At 41.4% G+C, this 18,346-nt stretch carries 16 protein-coding genes and 1 rRNA gene; 16 read left to right on the top strand and 1 reads right to left on the bottom strand.

The features are described 5' to 3' along the window. The first annotated feature begins 3 nt into the window (after positions 1–3). From rrf to pssA, 12 genes are all read left to right on the top strand, one after another. Positions 4–120 (top strand): 5S ribosomal RNA (rrf, locus tag AC1DOK_RS20485). A gap of 807 nt (positions 121–927) precedes the next feature. Continuing rightward, complete coding sequence (gene aceB / locus AC1DOK_RS20490) at positions 928–2,496, top strand: malate synthase A (RefSeq protein WP_477556268.1); 1,569 nt, start codon at positions 928–930, stop codon at positions 2,494–2,496. Between the two features lie 37 nt (positions 2,497–2,533). After that, positions 2,534–3,838 carry an isocitrate lyase gene (gene aceA, locus AC1DOK_RS20495; RefSeq protein WP_477556183.1) on the top strand — a complete coding sequence of 435 codons (1,305 nt, stop codon included), beginning with the start codon at positions 2,534–2,536 and terminating at the stop codon, positions 3,836–3,838. 18 nt (positions 3,839–3,856) lie between these two features. Continuing rightward, entirely contained in the window at positions 3,857–4,219 is a 363-nt protein-coding gene (locus AC1DOK_RS20500; RefSeq protein ID WP_477556184.1) for a CidA/LrgA family protein, read from the top strand. Continuing rightward, positions 4,212–4,895: an LrgB family protein gene (locus AC1DOK_RS20505; protein WP_477556185.1), complete on the top strand. Its 684-nt coding sequence runs from the start codon at positions 4,212–4,214 to the stop codon at positions 4,893–4,895. Before AC1DOK_RS20500 ends, AC1DOK_RS20505 begins: the two co-directional genes overlap by 8 nt. A 195-nt stretch (positions 4,896–5,090) precedes the next feature. Then, positions 5,091–5,552: a CtsR family transcriptional regulator gene (locus AC1DOK_RS20510; protein WP_477556186.1), complete on the top strand. Its 462-nt coding sequence runs from the start codon at positions 5,091–5,093 to the stop codon at positions 5,550–5,552. Between the two features lie 36 nt (positions 5,553–5,588). Next, the gene (locus AC1DOK_RS20515) at positions 5,589–6,134 is read left to right on the top strand and encodes a UvrB/UvrC motif-containing protein (RefSeq protein WP_477556187.1); all 546 of its coding nucleotides are present in this window, start codon (positions 5,589–5,591) and stop codon (positions 6,132–6,134) included. Between the two features lie 12 nt (positions 6,135–6,146). Next, positions 6,147–7,214: a protein arginine kinase gene (locus tag AC1DOK_RS20520; protein ID WP_477556188.1), complete on the top strand. Its 1,068-nt coding sequence runs from the start codon at positions 6,147–6,149 to the stop codon at positions 7,212–7,214. Positions 7,215–7,262: 48 nt separating this feature from the next. Further along, positions 7,263–9,710 carry an ATP-dependent Clp protease ATP-binding subunit gene (locus AC1DOK_RS20525; RefSeq protein ID WP_477556189.1) on the top strand — a complete coding sequence of 816 codons (2,448 nt, stop codon included), beginning with the start codon at positions 7,263–7,265 and terminating at the stop codon, positions 9,708–9,710. 285 nt (positions 9,711–9,995) lie between these two features. Further along, positions 9,996–11,420 carry a DNA repair protein RadA gene (gene radA / locus AC1DOK_RS20530; protein ID WP_477556190.1) on the top strand — a complete coding sequence of 475 codons (1,425 nt, stop codon included), beginning with the start codon at positions 9,996–9,998 and terminating at the stop codon, positions 11,418–11,420. A gap of 295 nt (positions 11,421–11,715) precedes the next feature. Next, complete coding sequence (gene disA, locus AC1DOK_RS20535; protein WP_477556191.1) at positions 11,716–12,795, top strand: DNA integrity scanning diadenylate cyclase DisA; 1,080 nt, start codon at positions 11,716–11,718, stop codon at positions 12,793–12,795. A gap of 64 nt (positions 12,796–12,859) precedes the next feature. Continuing rightward, positions 12,860–13,597 carry a CDP-diacylglycerol--serine O-phosphatidyltransferase gene (pssA, locus tag AC1DOK_RS20540; RefSeq protein WP_477556192.1) on the top strand — a complete coding sequence of 246 codons (738 nt, stop codon included), beginning with the start codon at positions 12,860–12,862 and terminating at the stop codon, positions 13,595–13,597. A 108-nt stretch (positions 13,598–13,705) separates the two neighbouring features. Here the strand turns inward: pssA and AC1DOK_RS20545 are convergent, their stop codons facing one another. Further along, positions 13,706–14,101: a nucleoside triphosphate pyrophosphohydrolase family protein gene (locus tag AC1DOK_RS20545; protein ID WP_477556193.1), complete on the bottom strand. Its 396-nt coding sequence runs from the start codon at positions 14,099–14,101 to the stop codon at positions 13,706–13,708. 133 nt (positions 14,102–14,234) lie between these two features. On the opposite strand from AC1DOK_RS20545, the gene AC1DOK_RS20550 reads away from it, so the two are divergent. From AC1DOK_RS20550 to gltX, 4 genes are all read left to right on the top strand, one after another. Continuing rightward, a complete protein-coding gene (locus AC1DOK_RS20550) occupies positions 14,235–15,299 on the top strand; it encodes a PIN/TRAM domain-containing protein (RefSeq protein WP_477556194.1) in 1,065 nt (354 codons plus the stop codon). A gap of 236 nt (positions 15,300–15,535) precedes the next feature. Beyond that, the gene (gene ispD, locus AC1DOK_RS20555) at positions 15,536–16,240 is read left to right on the top strand and encodes a 2-C-methyl-D-erythritol 4-phosphate cytidylyltransferase (RefSeq protein WP_477556195.1); all 705 of its coding nucleotides are present in this window, start codon (positions 15,536–15,538) and stop codon (positions 16,238–16,240) included. Then, a complete protein-coding gene (ispF, locus tag AC1DOK_RS20560) occupies positions 16,237–16,713 on the top strand; it encodes a 2-C-methyl-D-erythritol 2,4-cyclodiphosphate synthase (protein WP_477556196.1) in 477 nt (158 codons plus the stop codon). Before ispD ends, ispF begins: the two co-directional genes overlap by 4 nt. Positions 16,714–16,807: 94 nt before the next feature. Next, complete coding sequence (gltX, locus tag AC1DOK_RS20565) at positions 16,808–18,265, top strand: glutamate--tRNA ligase (RefSeq protein ID WP_477556197.1); 1,458 nt, start codon at positions 16,808–16,810, stop codon at positions 18,263–18,265. The last annotated feature ends 81 nt before the right edge of the window (positions 18,266–18,346 follow it).

Consider the following 18,346-nt stretch of genomic DNA (forward strand, 5'->3'; position numbering starts at 1 on the left):
CTGTTTGGTGACGATGGCGGAAGGGAACCACGCGTACCCATCCCGAACACGACCGTTAAGCCTTCCAGCGCCGATGGTACTTGGACCGAAGGGTCCTGGGAGAGTAGGACGTTGCCAAGCAACTGTAAGCCACTATTCGATTATGAATATTGGTTTTTTGTTGTGTAGAAACCTAATTCAAGGAACTATAGGAACTAATATTGAGAGTTTTCAACCCAGTTCTTTAGGTGTTTGACTGCAAAATGTACAGTCTAATCCGATTAATTTTCATTAAGTTTTGATTTTTATCGATTAGGATCGCCTGAAAGATGATAATTAATCACTAGTAGAGCCACTATTCCAATTGGAGAGTGGCTCTTTTCTGTACAAATCCAGAACAGTGAATTATAAAATTTAGAAAAACAAGAAAATTAAATCACTTTTCTGAATATTCTGTTATATAATAGTTTGAACATAAATACAATAACTGTATTATAACAGAAAGCTGAAGGGGGGAAGGCAAATGGATTGTTATTATTGTTCAGGTAATGGGGAATCCGATTGTGCAGAGTGTTCAGGTCAGGGTTGTGAAGAGGGGACTGAGTGCTTGAGTTGCTATGGTCATGGAGTTGTAAACTGCAGGAGATGTAATGGTAGTGGATTTTTGGAAGAAGAAGCAATTGGGAGGTAAGAGGGATGGAGCCTACTCGTGATAAACAAGAAGTAAACGCTCGAATAAAGCAAGAAATGTATGCTCATGATATGCAACCAATAAAGTCTACTTATGTTAATCAAGACATGAAGTTTACTTGTGATAATCACGAGATTAGGCTTACTCATAATAATCAAGAGACGAATGCAATAGGTGTTAAGCAAGAGATGAAGTTTACTCTTAATAACCTACCGACGAATTCAATTCGTGATCAACAAGCCGGCTGTGTGACCATTATGGCTCCAACTTCATCGGAGTATGATAAACTTCTTTCTCCTGAGGCACTAGGTTTTATTGGTAAGCTTCATGAGCGTTTTAACTATAGGCGAAAGAAGTTACTCTGCGCGCGTAAAGAACGGCAGAGTCAGATTGACACGGGTGTCTTGCCAGACTTTCTGACTGAAACAAAGTTAATTAGGGAGAGTGAGTGGAGCATTGCTCAAATTCCAGATGATCTGCAAGATCGCAGGGTTGAAATAACGGGGCCAGCAGGAGACGCGAAGATGGTGATCAATGCTTTTAATTCGGGAGCAAAGGTGTTTATGGCTGATTTTGAGGATGCGAACTCTCCTACTTGGGAGAATACAATTTCGGGTCAAATGTACTTGCATGATGCGATTAGACGGTCACTACGATATGTTAACCCAGAAGGTAAGCAGTATGCTTTAAAGGATGAGATCGCTACACTGTTTGTACGACCAAGGGGCTGGCATTTGGAAGAGAAGCATGTCCATGTGAATGGTGAATGGATATCAGGAAGCTTATTTGATTTTGGATTGTTCTTTTATCATAATGCGCATGCACTGCTAGAACGTAATTCAGGTCCCTATTTTTATCTCCCTAAAATTGAAGGTCACTTAGAAGCTCGCTTATGGAACGATGTGTTTGTCTTTGCGCAAGAAGAGCTTGGCATCCCTAGAGGTACTATTAAGGCGACGGTATTAATTGAAACGATACTAGCAGCTTTTGAAGCAGATGAGATTCTGTTTGAATTACGTGATCATAGTGCAGGGCTTAATTGCGGACGTTGGGATTACATTTTTAGCTATATTAAAAAGTTGAAGAATCAACCAAACATGATCCTGCCAGATCGCGCTCAAGTAACTATGACGGTACCCTTTATGAAGGCTTATACATCTTACGTTATCCAAACCTGCCATAAACGTAATGCTCATGCAATAGGGGGAATGGCTGCACAAATCCCAATCAAGAATGATCAAGCTGCGAATCAGGCTGCAATGGATAAAGTGAAGGCTGATAAAATGCGTGAAGCTGCAGATGGACATGACGGAACATGGGTTGCACACCCAGGGTTAGTGTCAATTGCTATGGATGCTTTTAATGATCAAATGCCAGATGCCAATCAGATAACAACGAATAAGCGTATAGATGTGAAGGTAACTGCTGCTGATTTACTTGTAGCTCCAGAAGGGTCAATTACGGAACAAGGATTAAGGATAAATATCAATGTAACTATACAGTACATGGAGGCGTGGCTTAGAGGCTCAGGAGCAGTCCCTATTCATCATCTGATGGAAGATGCGGCAACAGCCGAAATCTCTCGCACACAAATATGGCAATGGATTCATCATCCTGCTGGGATATTGGATAATGGTTTGAAAGTTACTGAATCATTAGTTCGCACACTGATTGATGAAGAGATGGCTAACCTTGAGCAAGTGAGGGGATCAGAGACCTTTAATCAGGGGCAGTTTGCTGTAGCTAAAGCATTCTTGATTGAACTGATTGAGTCGAGCGATTATATCGAATTCATGACGATTCCAGCCTATGAGCACTTAAAATAAATTGAATTATGAATTAATTATAGAGAGGAAGAAGTATATGAATCACGAAAATAGAATAAATGAAAAAACAATAAACGAAATTACAATAAATGAGCTCAGGAAGTCTTGGAAATCCACTAGATGGGACGGAATTATAAGAACGTATTCAGCGGAGGAGGTTATTCGTCTTCGAGGCTCTGTCCAGATCGAACACACGTTTGCTAAGCTAGGATCGGATAGATTCTGGAATTTACTCCATACAGAAGATTACGTGCCTGCACTAGGTGCATTAACAGGTAATCAGGCGGTTCAGCAAGTTAAAGCGGGTCTTCAGGCTATCTACTTGAGCGGTTGGCAAGTAGCTGCCGATGCGAATTTATCTGGACATATGTACCCCGATCAAAGCTTATATCCAGTGAATAGTGTCCCGCAAGTAGTCAAAAGAATTAATCAAGCCTTGCAGCGTGCTGATCAAATTCAACATTCGGAAGGAAAGAGCGATATTTATTTCTATGCGCCAATTATCGCTGATGCAGAGGCTGGTTTCGGAGGTCCTCTGAATGTATTTGAACTTATGAAGTCGATGATTGAGGCTGGTGCAGCAGCAGTGCATTTTGAAGATCAATTATCTTCTGAGAAAAAATGTGGTCATTTAGGTGGTAAGGTACTTCTACCAACTCAGCAGGCAGTGAGAAATCTAATCGCAGCACGTTTAGCGGCTGATGTACTTGGGGTTGATACCGTATTGATCGCCAGAACTGATGCTAATGCAGCCAATCTGATTACAAGTGATGCAGATGAATATGATCGTCCATTCTTAACCGGAGAAAGAACAGCTGAAGGCTTCTATCGTACGAGGGATGGTTTAGATCAAGCAATAGCTAGAGGGCTCGCCTACGCTCCCTATGCGGATCTAATATGGTGTGAAACATCAGAGCCTAACTTAGCAGAAGCTAGGCGGTTTGCAGAAGCGATCCATGCCAAATTTCCAGGCAAAATGCTAGCATACAACTGCTCACCTTCTTTTAACTGGAAAAAGAAATTAGATGCACCTACAATCGCGAACTTTCAGCAAGAGCTGGCTAAGATGAATTATAAATTCCAGTTCGTTACACTCGCTGGTTTCCATGCATTAAATTACAGTATGTTTGAATTAGCAAAGGGTTATAAAGAACGCGGAATGTCAGCCTACTCACAGCTCCAACAAGCTGAATTTATGATGGAGAGTGAAGGATACGAAGCGGTGAAGCATCAACGTGAGGTAGGTACGGGGTATTTTGACGACATATCACAGGTTGTTTCAGGAGGAACCTCTTCTACAACAGCTTACGTCAATTCGACAGAGGCAGAACAGTTCCATTAATGGGTTTAGGAGGCACATATGCTTGGTCTAGCCATTTTACTTGGATTTCATTTACTTGGTATGCTTCTTAAAGCTTGGCTGCATTTACCGTTACCCGCGAATCTAATCGGTCTGATTTTATTTACGTTTGCGTTATATTTGAAGGTAATCAAGCTGAGATGGGTTGAAGCATCGGCGGTGTGGATGACAAAGCATATGTTGCTGTTTTTCACTCCAATTGTAGTTGGTTCGATGATGTTCTACCCGTTACTTAGACAGTACGGGCTTACGATTATCATAACACTGGTCCTTAGTACATGTATGGTTCTACTAGTAACAGGCTTTGTGACATCATCATTGTTAAAAAGAGAAGTAGATAAAGGAGGCGAGCTCGATGCTTAGCCTTCTCTATCCGCTATTTGGAATAACTATTAGTATTGCGGCCTACGTTATGGCTCTGCGTTTAAACAAGAGATTAAGCTGGATTCATCCTTTATTTATGTGTGCCGGAGCTATTATTGCCTTTCTGATGATATTCGATATTCCTTATGAAGCTTATCAATCTGGTGGGGATATCATCGCATTCTTTCTCGGACCTGCAACAGTCGCGTTAGGTGTACCCATATTTAAGTACCGAGAATTGGCTCGTAAATATACGATAGCCATTTTATCGGGTATAACGATTGGTTCGGCAGTAGGTATTGTGAGTGTATGGTCTCTGATATCGTTAATGGGGGGAAGTCTGGAACTGATTCTTAGCATGATGCCTAAATCGACGACTTCTCCGATTGCTATTGAAATCTCAAGGCAACTGGGAGGTATTCCAGAGCTAAGTGCGGTGTTTGCTGTAGCTACGGGACTTATGGGTAGTATGTTTGGGAGGGCTCTGTTAAGAATATCTGGTATTCGTGGCGATGTTCCAATAGGGATTGCTATAGGTACCTCTTCACATGGTATAGGAACAGCTGTAGTTATAAGGGACTCCGAGCTTCAAGGTAGTTTAAGTGGACTTGCTATGGGACTTACAGGTATTGCTAGTGCCCTGATGTTTATCCCCATATACATTCTGTTCAAATAGTCAATATAGACCTATATGAAGAATCCACAATGCAATTATGGTTGTGGTTTTTGCTTTGCGAATATTACTTGCGAATTTGACCAAAATAATGTTAATAACACATGTTAAGCACGTAATAGTTATGCTTGCAAAACAGAAAAGCAAGGTTTATAATTTAGTTAAGGTCAAAGAAAGTCAAAGTCAGGAGGAGAGGGATTGCGTAACGTATCCGAAATAATTGAACAGCACTTGAAGCATATGTTACAGCAGAGTCCTGAAGGCGCAGTTGAGATTCAACGCAATGAATTAGCTGAGCGTTTTGAATGTGTCCCTTCTCAAATTAATTATGTCATTTCCACAAGATTTACGCTGGAGAAGGGCTATTTAGTGGAAAGCAAACGTGGTGGAGGCGGATATATTCGCATCCAAAAAATTCATTTGCAGTCTTGCGGCTCAATAATTGATTTTATTTTCCATACGATTCAGGACCAGATTGATCAAACGTCTTCTGATGGCTTAGTCTATCGTCTACATGAGGGCGGACATATCACGGTTCGAGAGGCGAAATTAATTAAAGCAGCAATTTCTCGCGATACTCTAAACTTAAAGCTGCCACAGCGCGATCAGCTTCGGGCAAGGGTTCTGAAGTCCATGTTAATTACATTGCTTAGCAAATAAATAGTTTGTTTATATATAGAAGTGGGAGGGATTGCAATGGTGTGTCAAGAGTGCAGTAAAAAACCAGCTACGCTTCATTTTACAAAAATTGTGAATGGTGAGAAGACGGAATTTCATTTGTGCGAGTCATGTGCGCGTGAGAAGGGGGATATGATTCCTGGAACACCAAATGGGTTCTCTATCCATAACTTGCTGTCTGGGCTCCTTGACTTTGATCCCTCGACATCAGCTGGTGTAGGGGCATTCGCTTCTAAACCTCTGCAATCCATTCATTGTGAGCATTGTGGATTGACGTATTCGCAGTTTAGTAAATTAGGTAGATTTGGTTGTGTTCATTGTTATAAGAATTTTGCAGATAAGCTTGATCCACTATTCCGTCGTGTTCATGGGAATACGATTCATGTTGGCAAGGTGCCAAAACGTTCTGGTGGATTAATTAAATATAAGCGTGAAATAGAACAGCTTAAGAAGGATATGCAGGATAGAATCGAGTCTGAAGAGTTCGAAATGGCTGCCAAAATCCGTGATCAAATTCGTGATCTAGAAAAGAAAATTCCTAGCAAAGATCAGGCTAGTAGTTAAGGAGGAGAAATCATGACTCAATCTCGGTTTACTGACGAAGCATTAAGTGAGTGGATGAGAGGAGAAGGTCCAGATACGGATGTTGTTATCTCCTCAAGAGTACGTCTCGCTCGTAATGTTAGGGATGTTCCTTTTCCTATGCTTGCAACAAATGTACAATCTCAAGATGTACTTAATCGTGTTACATCCATTGTAGACAGCGGAGATTTGCAGGAAATTTCATCCTTCAATCTTATCCCGCTGGCTGATCAGAATGAAATGGAGAGAAGAGTGCTTGTTGAGAAGCATTTGATTTCTCCTAATATGGCTAATGATTCACGTAACGGCGCAGTTATTTTAAGTGATAATGAGTCCGTATCGATTATGGTAAATGAAGAGGATCACTTACGAATTCAGTGTTTATGTCCAGGTTTTCAAGTAAAGGAAGCATGGGATATTGCGAATCGGATAGATGATGTATTTGAAGAGCATTTGGATTACGGTTATGATGAGAAAAAGGGATATTTAACAAGCTGTCCAACAAATGTTGGAACAGGGATCCGGGCGTCAGTTATGATGCATTTGCCTGCGCTTGTGATTACCCAACAAATAAATCGTATTTTAACAGCAGTTACACAAGTAGGCCTAACCGTTCGTGGCTTATATGGCGAAGGCAGTGAGGCAGTAGGAAATGTGTTCCAAGTATCTAACCAAATTACTTTAGGTCAGTCAGAAGATGAAATAATTGATAATTTGCACAGTGTTGTCAGACAGATCATTGAGCATGAACGAGCTGAACGACGTAAGCTAATGGTAGAAATGAAAACACGTATTATTGATCGTGTTTCAAGATCGTTAGGCATTCTGTCGTATGCTGCGATTATCGATTCTAAGGAGGCTGCACAACGTATTTCTGATGTACGACTTGGTGTTGATCTTGGTATTATCAAGAATGTACCCATCACTGTACTAAATGAATTACTTGTGATGACACAGCCGGGATTCTTGCAGAAGCATGCGGGAACTAAGCTTAATGCAGATGAGCGAGATATGCGCAGGGCACAAATTATCCGCGAATGCCTTCGTGGCGAAGGAAATTAATTTATTGATTCAAAAGCATTGCAATTATAAATCTTGGAGGTGCAGATCATGATGTTTGGAAGATTTACGGAACGAGCTCAGAAGGTCTTATCTTTAGCTCAAGAAGAGGCAGTTCGGTTAGGACATAACAATATTGGTACTGAGCATATTTTACTTGGATTAATTCGCGAAGGTGAAGGAATTGCAGCCAAAGCTTTGATTGCACTCAATCTAGGACTCGAGAAAATCCAAGATGAAGTGGAGTCATTAATTGGCAGAGGACAGGAGCAACCGACTAACATTGCTTACACGCCTCGTGCTAAGAAAGTAATTGAATTATCAATGGATGAAGCACGTAAGCTAGGTCATACTTATGTAGGCACTGAACATATTCTTCTTGGACTGATTCGTGAAGGCGAAGGTGTGGCAGCGCGTGTACTAAGCAATCTTGGTGTATCCCTTAATAAAGCGAGACAGCAAGTGCTTCAGTTGCTCGGTTCGAGTGAAGTTGTATCAAGCTCACACAGTCCGAGTGCAAATGTAAGTACGCCAACGCTAGATTCTCTAGCTCGTGATTTGACCGCTTCAGCGAAAGAGGGAAATCTCGATCCGGTAATCGGTCGTGCCAAAGAGATTGAGCGTGTTATTCAAGTGCTTAGTCGTCGTACCAAGAATAACCCGGTTCTAATAGGTGAACCTGGTGTCGGTAAGACAGCAATTGCTGAAGGACTTGCGCAACTGATCATTAATAACGAAATTCCAGAGACACTTAAAGATAAACGCGTCATGACGCTCGATATGGGCTCAGTTGTAGCGGGTACTAAATATAGAGGTGAGTTTGAGGATCGCTTAAAGAAAATCATGGATGAGATTCGCCAAGCAAACAATATCATTCTGTTCATTGACGAGTTGCATACATTAATTGGTGCTGGTGGCGCGGAAGGCGCAATTGACGCATCCAATATCTTAAAGCCGGCTCTAGCACGCGGTGAGCTGCAGTGTATAGGTGCTACAACACTCGATGAGTACCGTAAGTACATCGAGAAGGATGCAGCGCTTGAACGCCGCTTCCAGCCTATTACAGTCGATCAGCCTTCCCCAGAAGAAGCAATACAGATCTTATATGGCTTGCGTGATCGTTATGAAGCACATCACCGTGTGAAGATTACAGATGAGGCGATTATTGAAGCGGTCAAATTATCCGACCGGTATATCCCTGATCGCTTCCTACCGGATAAAGCAATTGATTTAATCGATGAGGCTAGTTCCAAGGTAAGGCTTCGCTCTTACACTGTTCCGCCAAGTTTAAAACAGCTTGAGAATAGACTCGAAGATATCCGTAAGGAGAAAGATGCCGCGGTTCAAAGTCAAGAGTTTGAGAAAGCAGCTGGTCTTCGCGATACGGAACAAAAAATGCGCGAAGAATTAGATACGACGAAGAACGAATGGAAAGAAAAGCAAGGTCGCCTGGATACCGAAGTAACACCCGAAGATATTGCGCAGATTGTGGCATCCTGGACTGGAATTCCTGTATCGAAGATGGCAGAAGAGGAAACTGAGCGGTTACTGAAGATGGAAGGCATACTTCATGAACGTTTAATCGGCCAAGAGGAAGCAGTTAAAGCTGTTTCTCGTGCCATCCGCCGTGCTCGTGCAGGACTGAAAGATCCCAAGCGTCCAGTAGGCTCGTTCGTCTTCCTTGGACCAACAGGTGTAGGTAAAACGGAGCTTGCTCGTGCTCTTGCAGAAGCGATGTTCGGTGACGAGAACGCTGTGATTCGAATTGATATGTCCGAGTATATGGAGAAACACTCGACATCAAGGTTGGTTGGAGCGCCTCCAGGTTATGTTGGCTATGAAGAGGGCGGACAGTTGACTGAGAAGGTACGCCGTAAACCATATTCTGTTGTCCTGCTTGATGAAATTGAGAAGGCACATCCAGAGGTGTTCAATATTCTCTTGCAGGTGCTTGAGGATGGCCGTTTAACAGATTCGAAAGGTCGGACAGTCGATTTCCGCAATACTTTAATTATTATGACTTCGAATGTCGGCGCCGAAATGATTAAGAAGAATTCAACACTCGGATTCACTGCCGTTCAGAACTCAGGTAAAGATTACGACAATATGAAAGATAAAGTGATGGGCGAGCTTAAGAAATCATTCCGTCCAGAGTTCCTTAACCGGATTGATGAAATCATTGTGTTCCACTCACTTGAAGAAAGTCATATCGCTGAAATTGTTACATTGATGGCGGAAGAGTTGCGTAAACGATTGAAAGAGCAAGAAATCGAATTCACGCTAACGGACAATGCCAAGAAGTTCCTGGCCAAAGAAGGCTTTGATCCGATGTTTGGCGCTAGACCGTTACGTCGAGCAATCCAGAAGCATATCGAGGATCGTCTGTCTGAGGAGCTATTAAAAGGCACGATTAGCAAAAACGGCTCTGTTACTATTGATGAACAAGATGGTGCACTTGTTGTGATAAATAATGAGAATGCAGTTCAAATTAATCAATAATAAGATGATCTAAAATGAAATAGCGTTACATGATAAGACATTCTTTGTGAATCCTAGGAGTAAGTAGCTAGGATTCACGAGAATGTTTTTTTGGTATTGTCCCCTAACGGTTGGCAGTGAAAAAAGAGTTCATGATATGATGAACTTAACACTGTTGACCGAAGGGGATTTTTTATGCCGCCAAAGAAGGGGCAAACCTTAAAATGTTATGATGAGAATACGAAATTGGAACAGTATGATGACTTATTTGATTAAATTTATGTATTGAGGAAGTGGGAATCTTGTATGAAAAAGAAAACAATATATAGATGTACCAGTTGTGGTCATGAGCATCCAAAATGGCAAGGTGCATGTAGCAGTTGTCGGGAGTGGAATTGCCTTGAAGAAGAGGATGTTGGCGGTGTTAGTAATCAGAAGGCTATCGCGACAAAGAAGAATGTATCCGTCAAACGGTTAACGGATACGGTTTCACATAACAGCGATAGAATTGCCACAAAATATAATGAGTTTAATCGAGTAATGGGTGGGGGAATAGTGAAAGACTCCCTTACCATTATTACAGCCGTTCCAGGTGCAGGGAAATCGACTCTGCTCTTGCAGATTAGTGATGATGTGGCAAGGCAAGGATTAAAAGTGCTGTATGCTTCGGGTGAAGAAAGTGATTCACAAATCAGAAGACGAGCAGAAAGAATCTTGCCAAGTATACATGATAATGTTTGGGTATACAGCGACAATAGCTTAAATAATGTATTAGGCTGTATTGAACAAGTAGACCCTGACCTAATTATTATTGATAGTATTCAGACCTTCGTATTGGATGAGTACCCTTCTAGACCCGGTTCTCCAACACAAACGATGGAATGCGCTACTACATTATTGAAGTTAGCAAAGGATGACAAAAGACCAAGAGCCGTTATAATGGTTGGGCAAATGACCAAAGATAATGAGCTAGCTGGTTTAAGAGCTTTGGAACATTTGGTGGATACCGTTCTTGTCCTTGAAGGAGAAGAAGGGGAAGAGTTAAAACAACTATATTCGACAAAGAATCGCTTCGCCAGCACAGGGGAGCTAGGATTTTTCCTCATGGATGAGACTGGCTTAGTGCCAGTGGATAACCCATCCGAGTTCTTTATGACACAGAGAGAGGAAAATGATGTTGTTAGTGGAAGTGCGTTAACAGTTGTAAAAGAGGGTACAAGAGCAATCATTCTGGAAATAGAAAGCTTAGTTTCAACAACCTTTATGCCTTATCCTAGTCGTATTGCTGAATGCTTAAAGAAAGAACATGTTAATACACTCATCAGTATTATGGAACAAAGGACGAATATTCCTTTACATGATAAAAATGTGGTCGTGAAAACTACTGGTGGTATCAGACTAAAAGAACAATCCTCTAACTTAGCTGCGATTATGAGTATCGTTTCTTCATGGAAAAATGTCGGTATCGCTAATGACACTGTGTTCATTGCTGATATTGGACTAACAGGCGAGTTGAAGAAAGTCCCTACACTGGAACTTCGTATTAGAGAACTTGAAAGAATGGGCTTTAAGAAGGTTTATGTCGCCACTAATGGTTTGAAACCTACTACGTCTTTCAAAACAATTAAAGTTATTCCTTGTAAGACATTGAGCCAAGTTATTCACTCTGTATTTGGTCCTATTCATTCTAAGAATGGTAAACAATCAGCTCCTTGGGATAAAGAAGAGTAAAAGGGGGAAGGGAATGCTGTCGCTTAAAGTATTCCCGCTTGACTTCTTTTATTAAAAGGAAATATCCGGTATACTTATATGGAATTTAGCTTTTGGATCCATCCCTTATCTGGTTTATGTGAATAGAGCATGAATTTTGAGCAATTTCAATATTATATAGGTATGGGAATAATGGATTTGATGAGTGTTTTTTTGAAATAGATAATTCAAGGATTTCTCACCAATTGACGGTGTTTGAAACGCACCCGTCTGTTAAGAGAGGGTGAAATCGTTTCTTCTTACAGGAGGATAATTAATGACGAAAGAAGAGAACAAAAGAGACGTTATGTCCCAGCTATTACAGCTTGTGGCACCGGGCACACCGTTTCGGGACGGTCTAGAGAATGTGCTTCGCGCTAAGACAGGGGCGCTGATCGTAGTTGGTTTCTCGGATGAAGTGAAAGCGCTAGTTGACGGCGGATTTAGCATTAACTGCGATTTTACACCTTCTTATTTATATGAGCTTGCCAAAATGGATGGTGCGATCATTCTTAGTGAGGATACGAGAAAAATATTGTATGCAAACACACAGCTCAATCCTCTGTCGACGATTCCTTCGACCGAAACAGGGATTCGTCATCGTACGGCGGAGCGGGTAGCTAAACAAACCTGCAAACTTGTTGTTTCGATCTCTCAAAGAAGGAATATTATTACACTGTATCAAGGCAGTCTCCGCTACTCGCTTAAGGATATTGGTGTGATTCTGACCAAAGCCAACCAAGCGATTCAAACACTTGAACGTTACAAAGTGGAACTTGATCAAGCGATGACTAATTTGGGAGCATCTGAATTTGAGGAATTGGTTACTTTACATGATGTGACACATGTTTTGCAACGTGTGGAGATGGTATTACGTATTAAGACAGAGATTAAACGTTACATCACAGAGCTTGGTACGGAAGGCCGACTTATTTCGATGCAGCTCGAAGAAATGGTGGGCAATACTGGGAATGAAACGCGATTATTAATCAAGGACTACATTCGTGAGTTGAATGAAGATAAAGTGAAAGAAATTTTCAATTCTGTGGTTCGTATGAATAGTGACGATCTGCCAGAGCCGAGTCATTTGATTCGGTTATTGGGATATCCGAATACGAGTTCGATTGTTGAAGAACCGGTTGCCCCTCGCGGCTTCCGTGTTCTAAGCAAAATACCTCGTCTGCCTTCGGTCATTATTCATAATTTGATCGAGAAGTTTGAATGCCTGCCTAATATATTGTCTGCAACAATTGAAGAATTGGATGAAGTTGATGGTATCGGAGAGGTGAGAGCCCGAGCAATTAAAGAGGGGCTAAAACGGATTAAGGACCAGGTCTTTATTGACAGACATATATAATTCTCATACAATCTTAATATTGTGTTAGGATTTTGGGTAGATTAAAACTTGAGGTGGACAAAAAATGATAGCTAAATCACTTCCGAATATATTTACACTGGGCAATCTGTTCTTAGGGATACTTGCCATAATATTTGTTTTTAATAATGAAGCGCCTACAGCTGCAGTACTTATCATCGTAGCTATGCTACTCGATGGCTTGGACGGCAGGGTCGCAAGAGCATTGAATGTCCAAAGTGAATTTGGTAAAGAACTTGATTCCTTATCGGATGTCATTTCGTTTGGTGTGGCGCCTGCATTCATCATGTACTATGTTGCATTCACGGAAATTAATCCGTATGCAGCGTGGATCGTAACTGCAATCTTTCCAATCTGTGGTGCAATTCGATTGGCAAGATTTAATGTTATTGCGGGTGTACCAGGGTATTTCATTGGACTACCGATTCCGGCAGCGGGAGGTATTCTCAGCACATTAGCGCTGTTTAATACAGACATATCGGTCTATCTTCTGATGCTGAGCACGGTGTTACTATCGTACTTGATGGTTTCTCGTCTTAAATATCCGAATTTCAAAAAAACAGGTATTCCAAAAGCAGCTATATGGATTACACCACTTGTTGTAATCGCTGCAGTTGTGCTAGCCGTTCGTTTTCCAGAGTATATTTCTAAAGGTATTTTAGTATTGCTGCTTATTTATGCGCTCTATGGCCTAAAAAAAAACGTTGATGGCCTGGTGACAAAAATGCGTAGAAAAAGTCGCAAAGAGCAATCCAAGGAAGATGCTTCTAAATTCAACTTTTAATAACTACAGAGTAATGAAAATAAAAAGCATTTATTTTCTCTTAATAGAGAAGATAAATGCTTTTTTGAGTTAAAGAAATGATATCGTCTAACTCGTAATCTCTGGATATTAGGACATATTGAACAAGCCAAGCGTAGCGCATTTCTTGGATTCGTTCTCAACAACCTCTTCCAGATCAATATCAAGGATATTAGCTAGTGCAGAAATATAAAATATATGTTTACCGATCTCAGATTCAACAATTTCCATACAATTCTCACACAATTGTCCATTCATGTGAGTACCAAGCTCTTTCTTGGCATCCTCCAAAGACATTTCTGGAGAGTAAGGCTGCTTAGAAGCATTGACCTCGATGCATCCACACTCTGTCGTTGCTTTAATGACAGATCGACTAACTCCAGCACTAGACTGTTGAAGTTTGGATAACACATCCAGAAGGCTTCGGTGACGGAGTAATAATTCAGATACTTGATCTTGGAATTCCTTAAGCGTTGGAGCGTTCATTCCATTCACCTCATTTATTATCAGTTCTGAGTTAATTATATAAGATACAGATTATTATTTCAATTTTATGATTAGTGAGCTGTTTTTTGGAACATAATTGTAAATAGACAAAGATATGGAGGTGAAGTCTGCCATGAAGAAATGGATTGGATTCTTATGCGCAATTATGGGTGGTTTATTAGGTTATCAATGGAGCGATGCAATCGTTTATACGCTTGGTTTAGAATCGAGTCCTGGGATAGCCTTGTTAGCCACATTGGTCATTGTAGCGGGAATGTTTGCAGTAACTGCGGGATTGGCACACTATGGAAGTAAATTGCTTAAGCATGGGGAAGCGAGCGTAACGAATATTCCTTTATCAGAAATATTCTCGGGGTTGTTTGGACTCATGTCGGGTCTGATTGTATCCGTACTGTTATTTCCTTCAATGGCTCGTGTAGTTTGGTTAGGTCCCTTATTTCCCTTAGCTGTAACAGCAGTGCTTGGCATAATAGGATTCCGAATTGGGCTAGGTAAGCGTGAAGAATTAGCTTATTTTGCAAATAAGCTTCAAATCGGGGGCGGTGGAGGCAAAACCTATAGTAAAGATCTGGAGCATAAAATTCTGGATACCTCTGTCATTATTGATGGTCGTATTGCGGATATTTGTAAAACAGGATTTATTGAAGGTACACTCGTCATACCAGAATTCGTTCTTGAAGAGCTTCAGCATATCGCAGATTCGTCTGATTTACTTAAACGTAATAGGGGACGCAGAGGGCTTGATATTCTGAACAAAATTCAGAAGGAGCTTGATGTAAAGGTACTTATTTATGAAGGTGATTTTGAAGATGTTTCGGAAGTGGACTCTAAGCTGGTTAAGCTGGCTAAATTACTCGTTGGTAAGGTGATTACGAACGATTTTAACTTGAATAAGGTATGTGAATTGCAGGGCGTAGCTGTGCTTAATATTAATGATTTGGCTAATGCAATTAAGCCTGTCGTATTACCAGGTGAAGAAATTTTGGTGCAAGTTATTAAAGACGGCAAAGAATATGGACAAGGCGTAGCCTATTTAGATGATGGTACAATGATTGTTGTCGAAGGTGGACGGGAATTCATAGGTGCTATGCTGGAAGTGATGGTAACGAGCGTATTGCAGACGTCTGCGGGTCGAATGATCTTTGCAAAGCCAAAATTATTGGAAAAAGCCCAGTAATCCATGTATGATTGAGAAAGATTAAATTTGTGATGTATTACATCGTAAACTGCGAGTTTGTATATATCCTTACATCCGCTGTTGAAAATATATTCTTTGATTTAGTTACCCTTTATAGGGTAAGAATACATTTTCAAAGGCGGACCGCTTCGCTTTCCAGGACATATACAACTCTGCGTTTACTTCGCATCACAATTTAACGAACTATCATACCTGATAACTGGGAGAGAGATAACATGGGACGACTGGGAGTCGTTGTGGTTGCTGCAGGGAGAGGTTCAAGGATGGGGACTGCGGAGAGTAAGCAGTACTTATTGTTAGGGGACAAGCCGATCCTTGTACACACACTGCTACTGTTTGAACGCATGCAAGAAGTGGATTCTATTGTGCTTGTTGTCTCAGAGGGCGATGAGGCGCGATGCCATACATATATAGAACAATATGAACTACGTAAGGTAAGTGCAGTCATTACTGGGGGTACGGAGCGACAGTATTCGGTGAAGGCAGGGCTAGAAGCGTTCATAGCTGAGACCGAATGGGTGCTAATCCATGATGGTGTAAGGCCATTCCCTGCAGAAGAACATATGCGCGCTTGTTGGAGAGAGGCTATGCGAAGTGATGCAGCTGTATTAGCTGTACCTGTTAAAGATACGATTAAAGTTGTTAATGAGCAGGGACAAATTGAGTCAACACCTGATCGTAGAAGCTTGTGGGCTATCCAAACGCCACAAGCTTTTCGGCTTTCCGTATTAAAGGAAGCACATGAGCGTGCTGCTGCTGAACATTTTGTAGGAACAGATGATGCTATGCTAGTAGAGCGGTTAGGTAAAACTGTACAGGTTGTACAAGCAGATTATTATAATATCAAAATTACAACGCCAGAAGACTTACCTTGGGCGGAATGGATTTTACATAATGTGAGGGGAGAGAGTGTTAGATGATTCGAGTTGGACAAGGTTTTGATGTTCATCAATTGGTTGAGGGTCGTAAGTGTATTATAGGAGGGGTAGATATCCCTTATGAGAAAGGCTTGCTCGGTCATTCCGATGCGGATGTATTACTTCATGCCATTACGGATGCGATCTTAGGAGCGCTTGCACTTGGTGATATTGGTAAGCATTTTCCGGATACAGCAGCAGAATTTAAGGACGCTGACAGCCTTGTGCTGCTCAAGAATGTATGGAAGCTTGCGAAGGAGCGGGGTTATCAGCTTGGCAATATTGACTCTACGATAATTGCTCAGAAGCCTAAGATGGCACCCTATATTACACAAATGGAAGTCATCATTGCCGAAGCACTTGAGGCACAGGTGGATCAAGTGAATGTAAAGGCTACAACCTCGGAACAGCTTGGCTTTACAGGTAGAGGCGAGGGGATTGCTGCTCAGTCCGTTGTTTGTTTAGTCAAAGGCTAATTTAGAGGGCTGTTCCTTAGGAACAGAAACCGTTTCTTCTTGCTTAAACATGTGCTATGATAATTAATTATTCGTGATAAGAGAGGTATTAGATATGACTAATCCAGTTCGTGTTCGTTACGCCCCGAGTCCAACAGGACATTTACACATAGGGAATGCAAGAACAGCGCTGTTTAACTACTTGTTTGCGCGTCATCATAATGGTAAGTTTATCATCCGAATTGAAGATACAGATCTTAAACGTAATATCGCTGGCGGGGAAGAAAGTCAGTTAAAATATCTAAAATGGCTAGGCGTTGACTGGGATGAGAGTATTGATGTAGGCGGGGAGTATGGACCGTATCGTCAAACAGAACGTCTTGATATTTACACCAAGCATGTGCAAGAGTTACTCGATCGTGGATTGGCTTATCATTGCTATTGTACGGAAGAGGAGCTTGAGCAAGAACGTGAAGAACAAACGGCTCAAGGCCATACTCCGCAATACTCTGGTAAGTGCCGTCATTTAACAGAAGAGCAGCGTCAGGCGCATATTACAGCAGAACGAGCAGCAAGCATTCGTTTTCATGTTCCACAAGAGCGCTCGTATACGTTTGCTGATATGGTCAAAGGTGAAATTACATTTGAAGCGGCGACTACAGGCGACTGGGTTATTGTCAAAAAAGACGGTATTCCTACGTACAATTTTGCGGTAGTAATCGATGATTACCTCATGCGCATTTCACATGTACTGCGTGGGGAAGATCATATCACCAATACATTGCGTCAATTAATGATTTACGAAGCCTTCGGCTGGGAAGTGCCTATTTTCGGTCATATGACCTTAATCGTTAACGAGAATGGGAAAAAGTTAAGTAAGCGTGATGAATCGATTATTCAATTCATTGAGCAGTATGATGAGCTTGGATTTATGCCGGAAGCAATGGTTAACTTTATCGCGCTTCTAGGTTGGTCACCAAAGGGTGAACAAGAAATGTATATGCTCGACGAGCTTATTGAGGTATTTGATGAACAACGCCTATCTAAGAGCCCGGCTGTGTTTGATACCAATAAGTTAAATCATATTAGCAACAGCTATATCAAGCAGGCGGATATTGAACGATTGACACAGATGGCGATCCCTCATCTACAGAAAGCAGAGCTATTGCCTTTGGAATTATCAGAAGCGCAATATAGCTGGGCAAGGGACCTTGTGAAGCTGTATCAGGAACAAATGAACCATGCATCAGAAATTGTCGGTTTATCTGATTTATTCTTCAGAGAAGAGTTAATCATGGACGAAGAATCGCAAGCTTTACTTGCAGAGGAGCATGTACCAACTGTAGTTGGTGCTTTCCTTAATCAAGTGGAGAATGCTGAGGTATATACACCGGAGTCAATTGCCGGACTACTGAAGAATGTACAAAAAGAAACAGGCTACAAAGGCAAACAGCTATTCATGTCCATTCGAGTAGTGTTGACTGGTCAGATGCATGGACGGGACCTCAATATGACCATTTATTTGCTTGGCAAAGAAAAAGTTAAAGCTCGTATGCATAAGTTATTGTCATAACCATCCTTTATTGGATATACTGTAGGTAGTATATTAATTAGTATACGTAATAGCCTTGATCAGGAAAAGTAAGTTAGGTGA

This window comes from Paenibacillus sp. P5_B5, from assembly GCF_056400365.1.

What these genes read in the sequence shown, in the direction of transcription:
- aceB (WP_477556268.1), top strand. Translation starts at nt 928, where the DNA reads ATGGCTCCAACTTCATCGGAGTATGATAAACTTCTTTCTCCTGAGGCA.
- aceA (WP_477556183.1), top strand. Translation starts at nt 2,534, where the DNA reads ATGAATCACGAAAATAGAATAAATGAAAAAACAATAAACGAAATTACA.
- AC1DOK_RS20500 (WP_477556184.1), top strand. Translation starts at nt 3,857, where the DNA reads ATGCTTGGTCTAGCCATTTTACTTGGATTTCATTTACTTGGTATGCTT.
- AC1DOK_RS20505 (WP_477556185.1), top strand. Translation starts at nt 4,212, where the DNA reads ATGCTTAGCCTTCTCTATCCGCTATTTGGAATAACTATTAGTATTGCG.
- AC1DOK_RS20515 (WP_477556187.1), top strand. Translation starts at nt 5,589, where the DNA reads ATGGTGTGTCAAGAGTGCAGTAAAAAACCAGCTACGCTTCATTTTACA.
- AC1DOK_RS20520 (WP_477556188.1), top strand. Translation starts at nt 6,147, where the DNA reads ATGACTCAATCTCGGTTTACTGACGAAGCATTAAGTGAGTGGATGAGA.
- AC1DOK_RS20525 (WP_477556189.1), top strand. Translation starts at nt 7,263, where the DNA reads ATGATGTTTGGAAGATTTACGGAACGAGCTCAGAAGGTCTTATCTTTA.
- radA (WP_477556190.1), top strand. Translation starts at nt 9,996, where the DNA reads ATGAAAAAGAAAACAATATATAGATGTACCAGTTGTGGTCATGAGCAT.
- disA (WP_477556191.1), top strand. Translation starts at nt 11,716, where the DNA reads ATGACGAAAGAAGAGAACAAAAGAGACGTTATGTCCCAGCTATTACAG.
- pssA (WP_477556192.1), top strand. Translation starts at nt 12,860, where the DNA reads ATGATAGCTAAATCACTTCCGAATATATTTACACTGGGCAATCTGTTC.
- AC1DOK_RS20545 (WP_477556193.1), bottom strand. Translation starts at nt 14,101, where the DNA reads ATGAACGCTCCAACGCTTAAGGAATTCCAAGATCAAGTATCTGAATTA.
- AC1DOK_RS20550 (WP_477556194.1), top strand. Translation starts at nt 14,235, where the DNA reads ATGAAGAAATGGATTGGATTCTTATGCGCAATTATGGGTGGTTTATTA.
- ispD (WP_477556195.1), top strand. Translation starts at nt 15,536, where the DNA reads ATGGGACGACTGGGAGTCGTTGTGGTTGCTGCAGGGAGAGGTTCAAGG.
- ispF (WP_477556196.1), top strand. Translation starts at nt 16,237, where the DNA reads ATGATTCGAGTTGGACAAGGTTTTGATGTTCATCAATTGGTTGAGGGT.
- gltX (WP_477556197.1), top strand. Translation starts at nt 16,808, where the DNA reads ATGACTAATCCAGTTCGTGTTCGTTACGCCCCGAGTCCAACAGGACAT.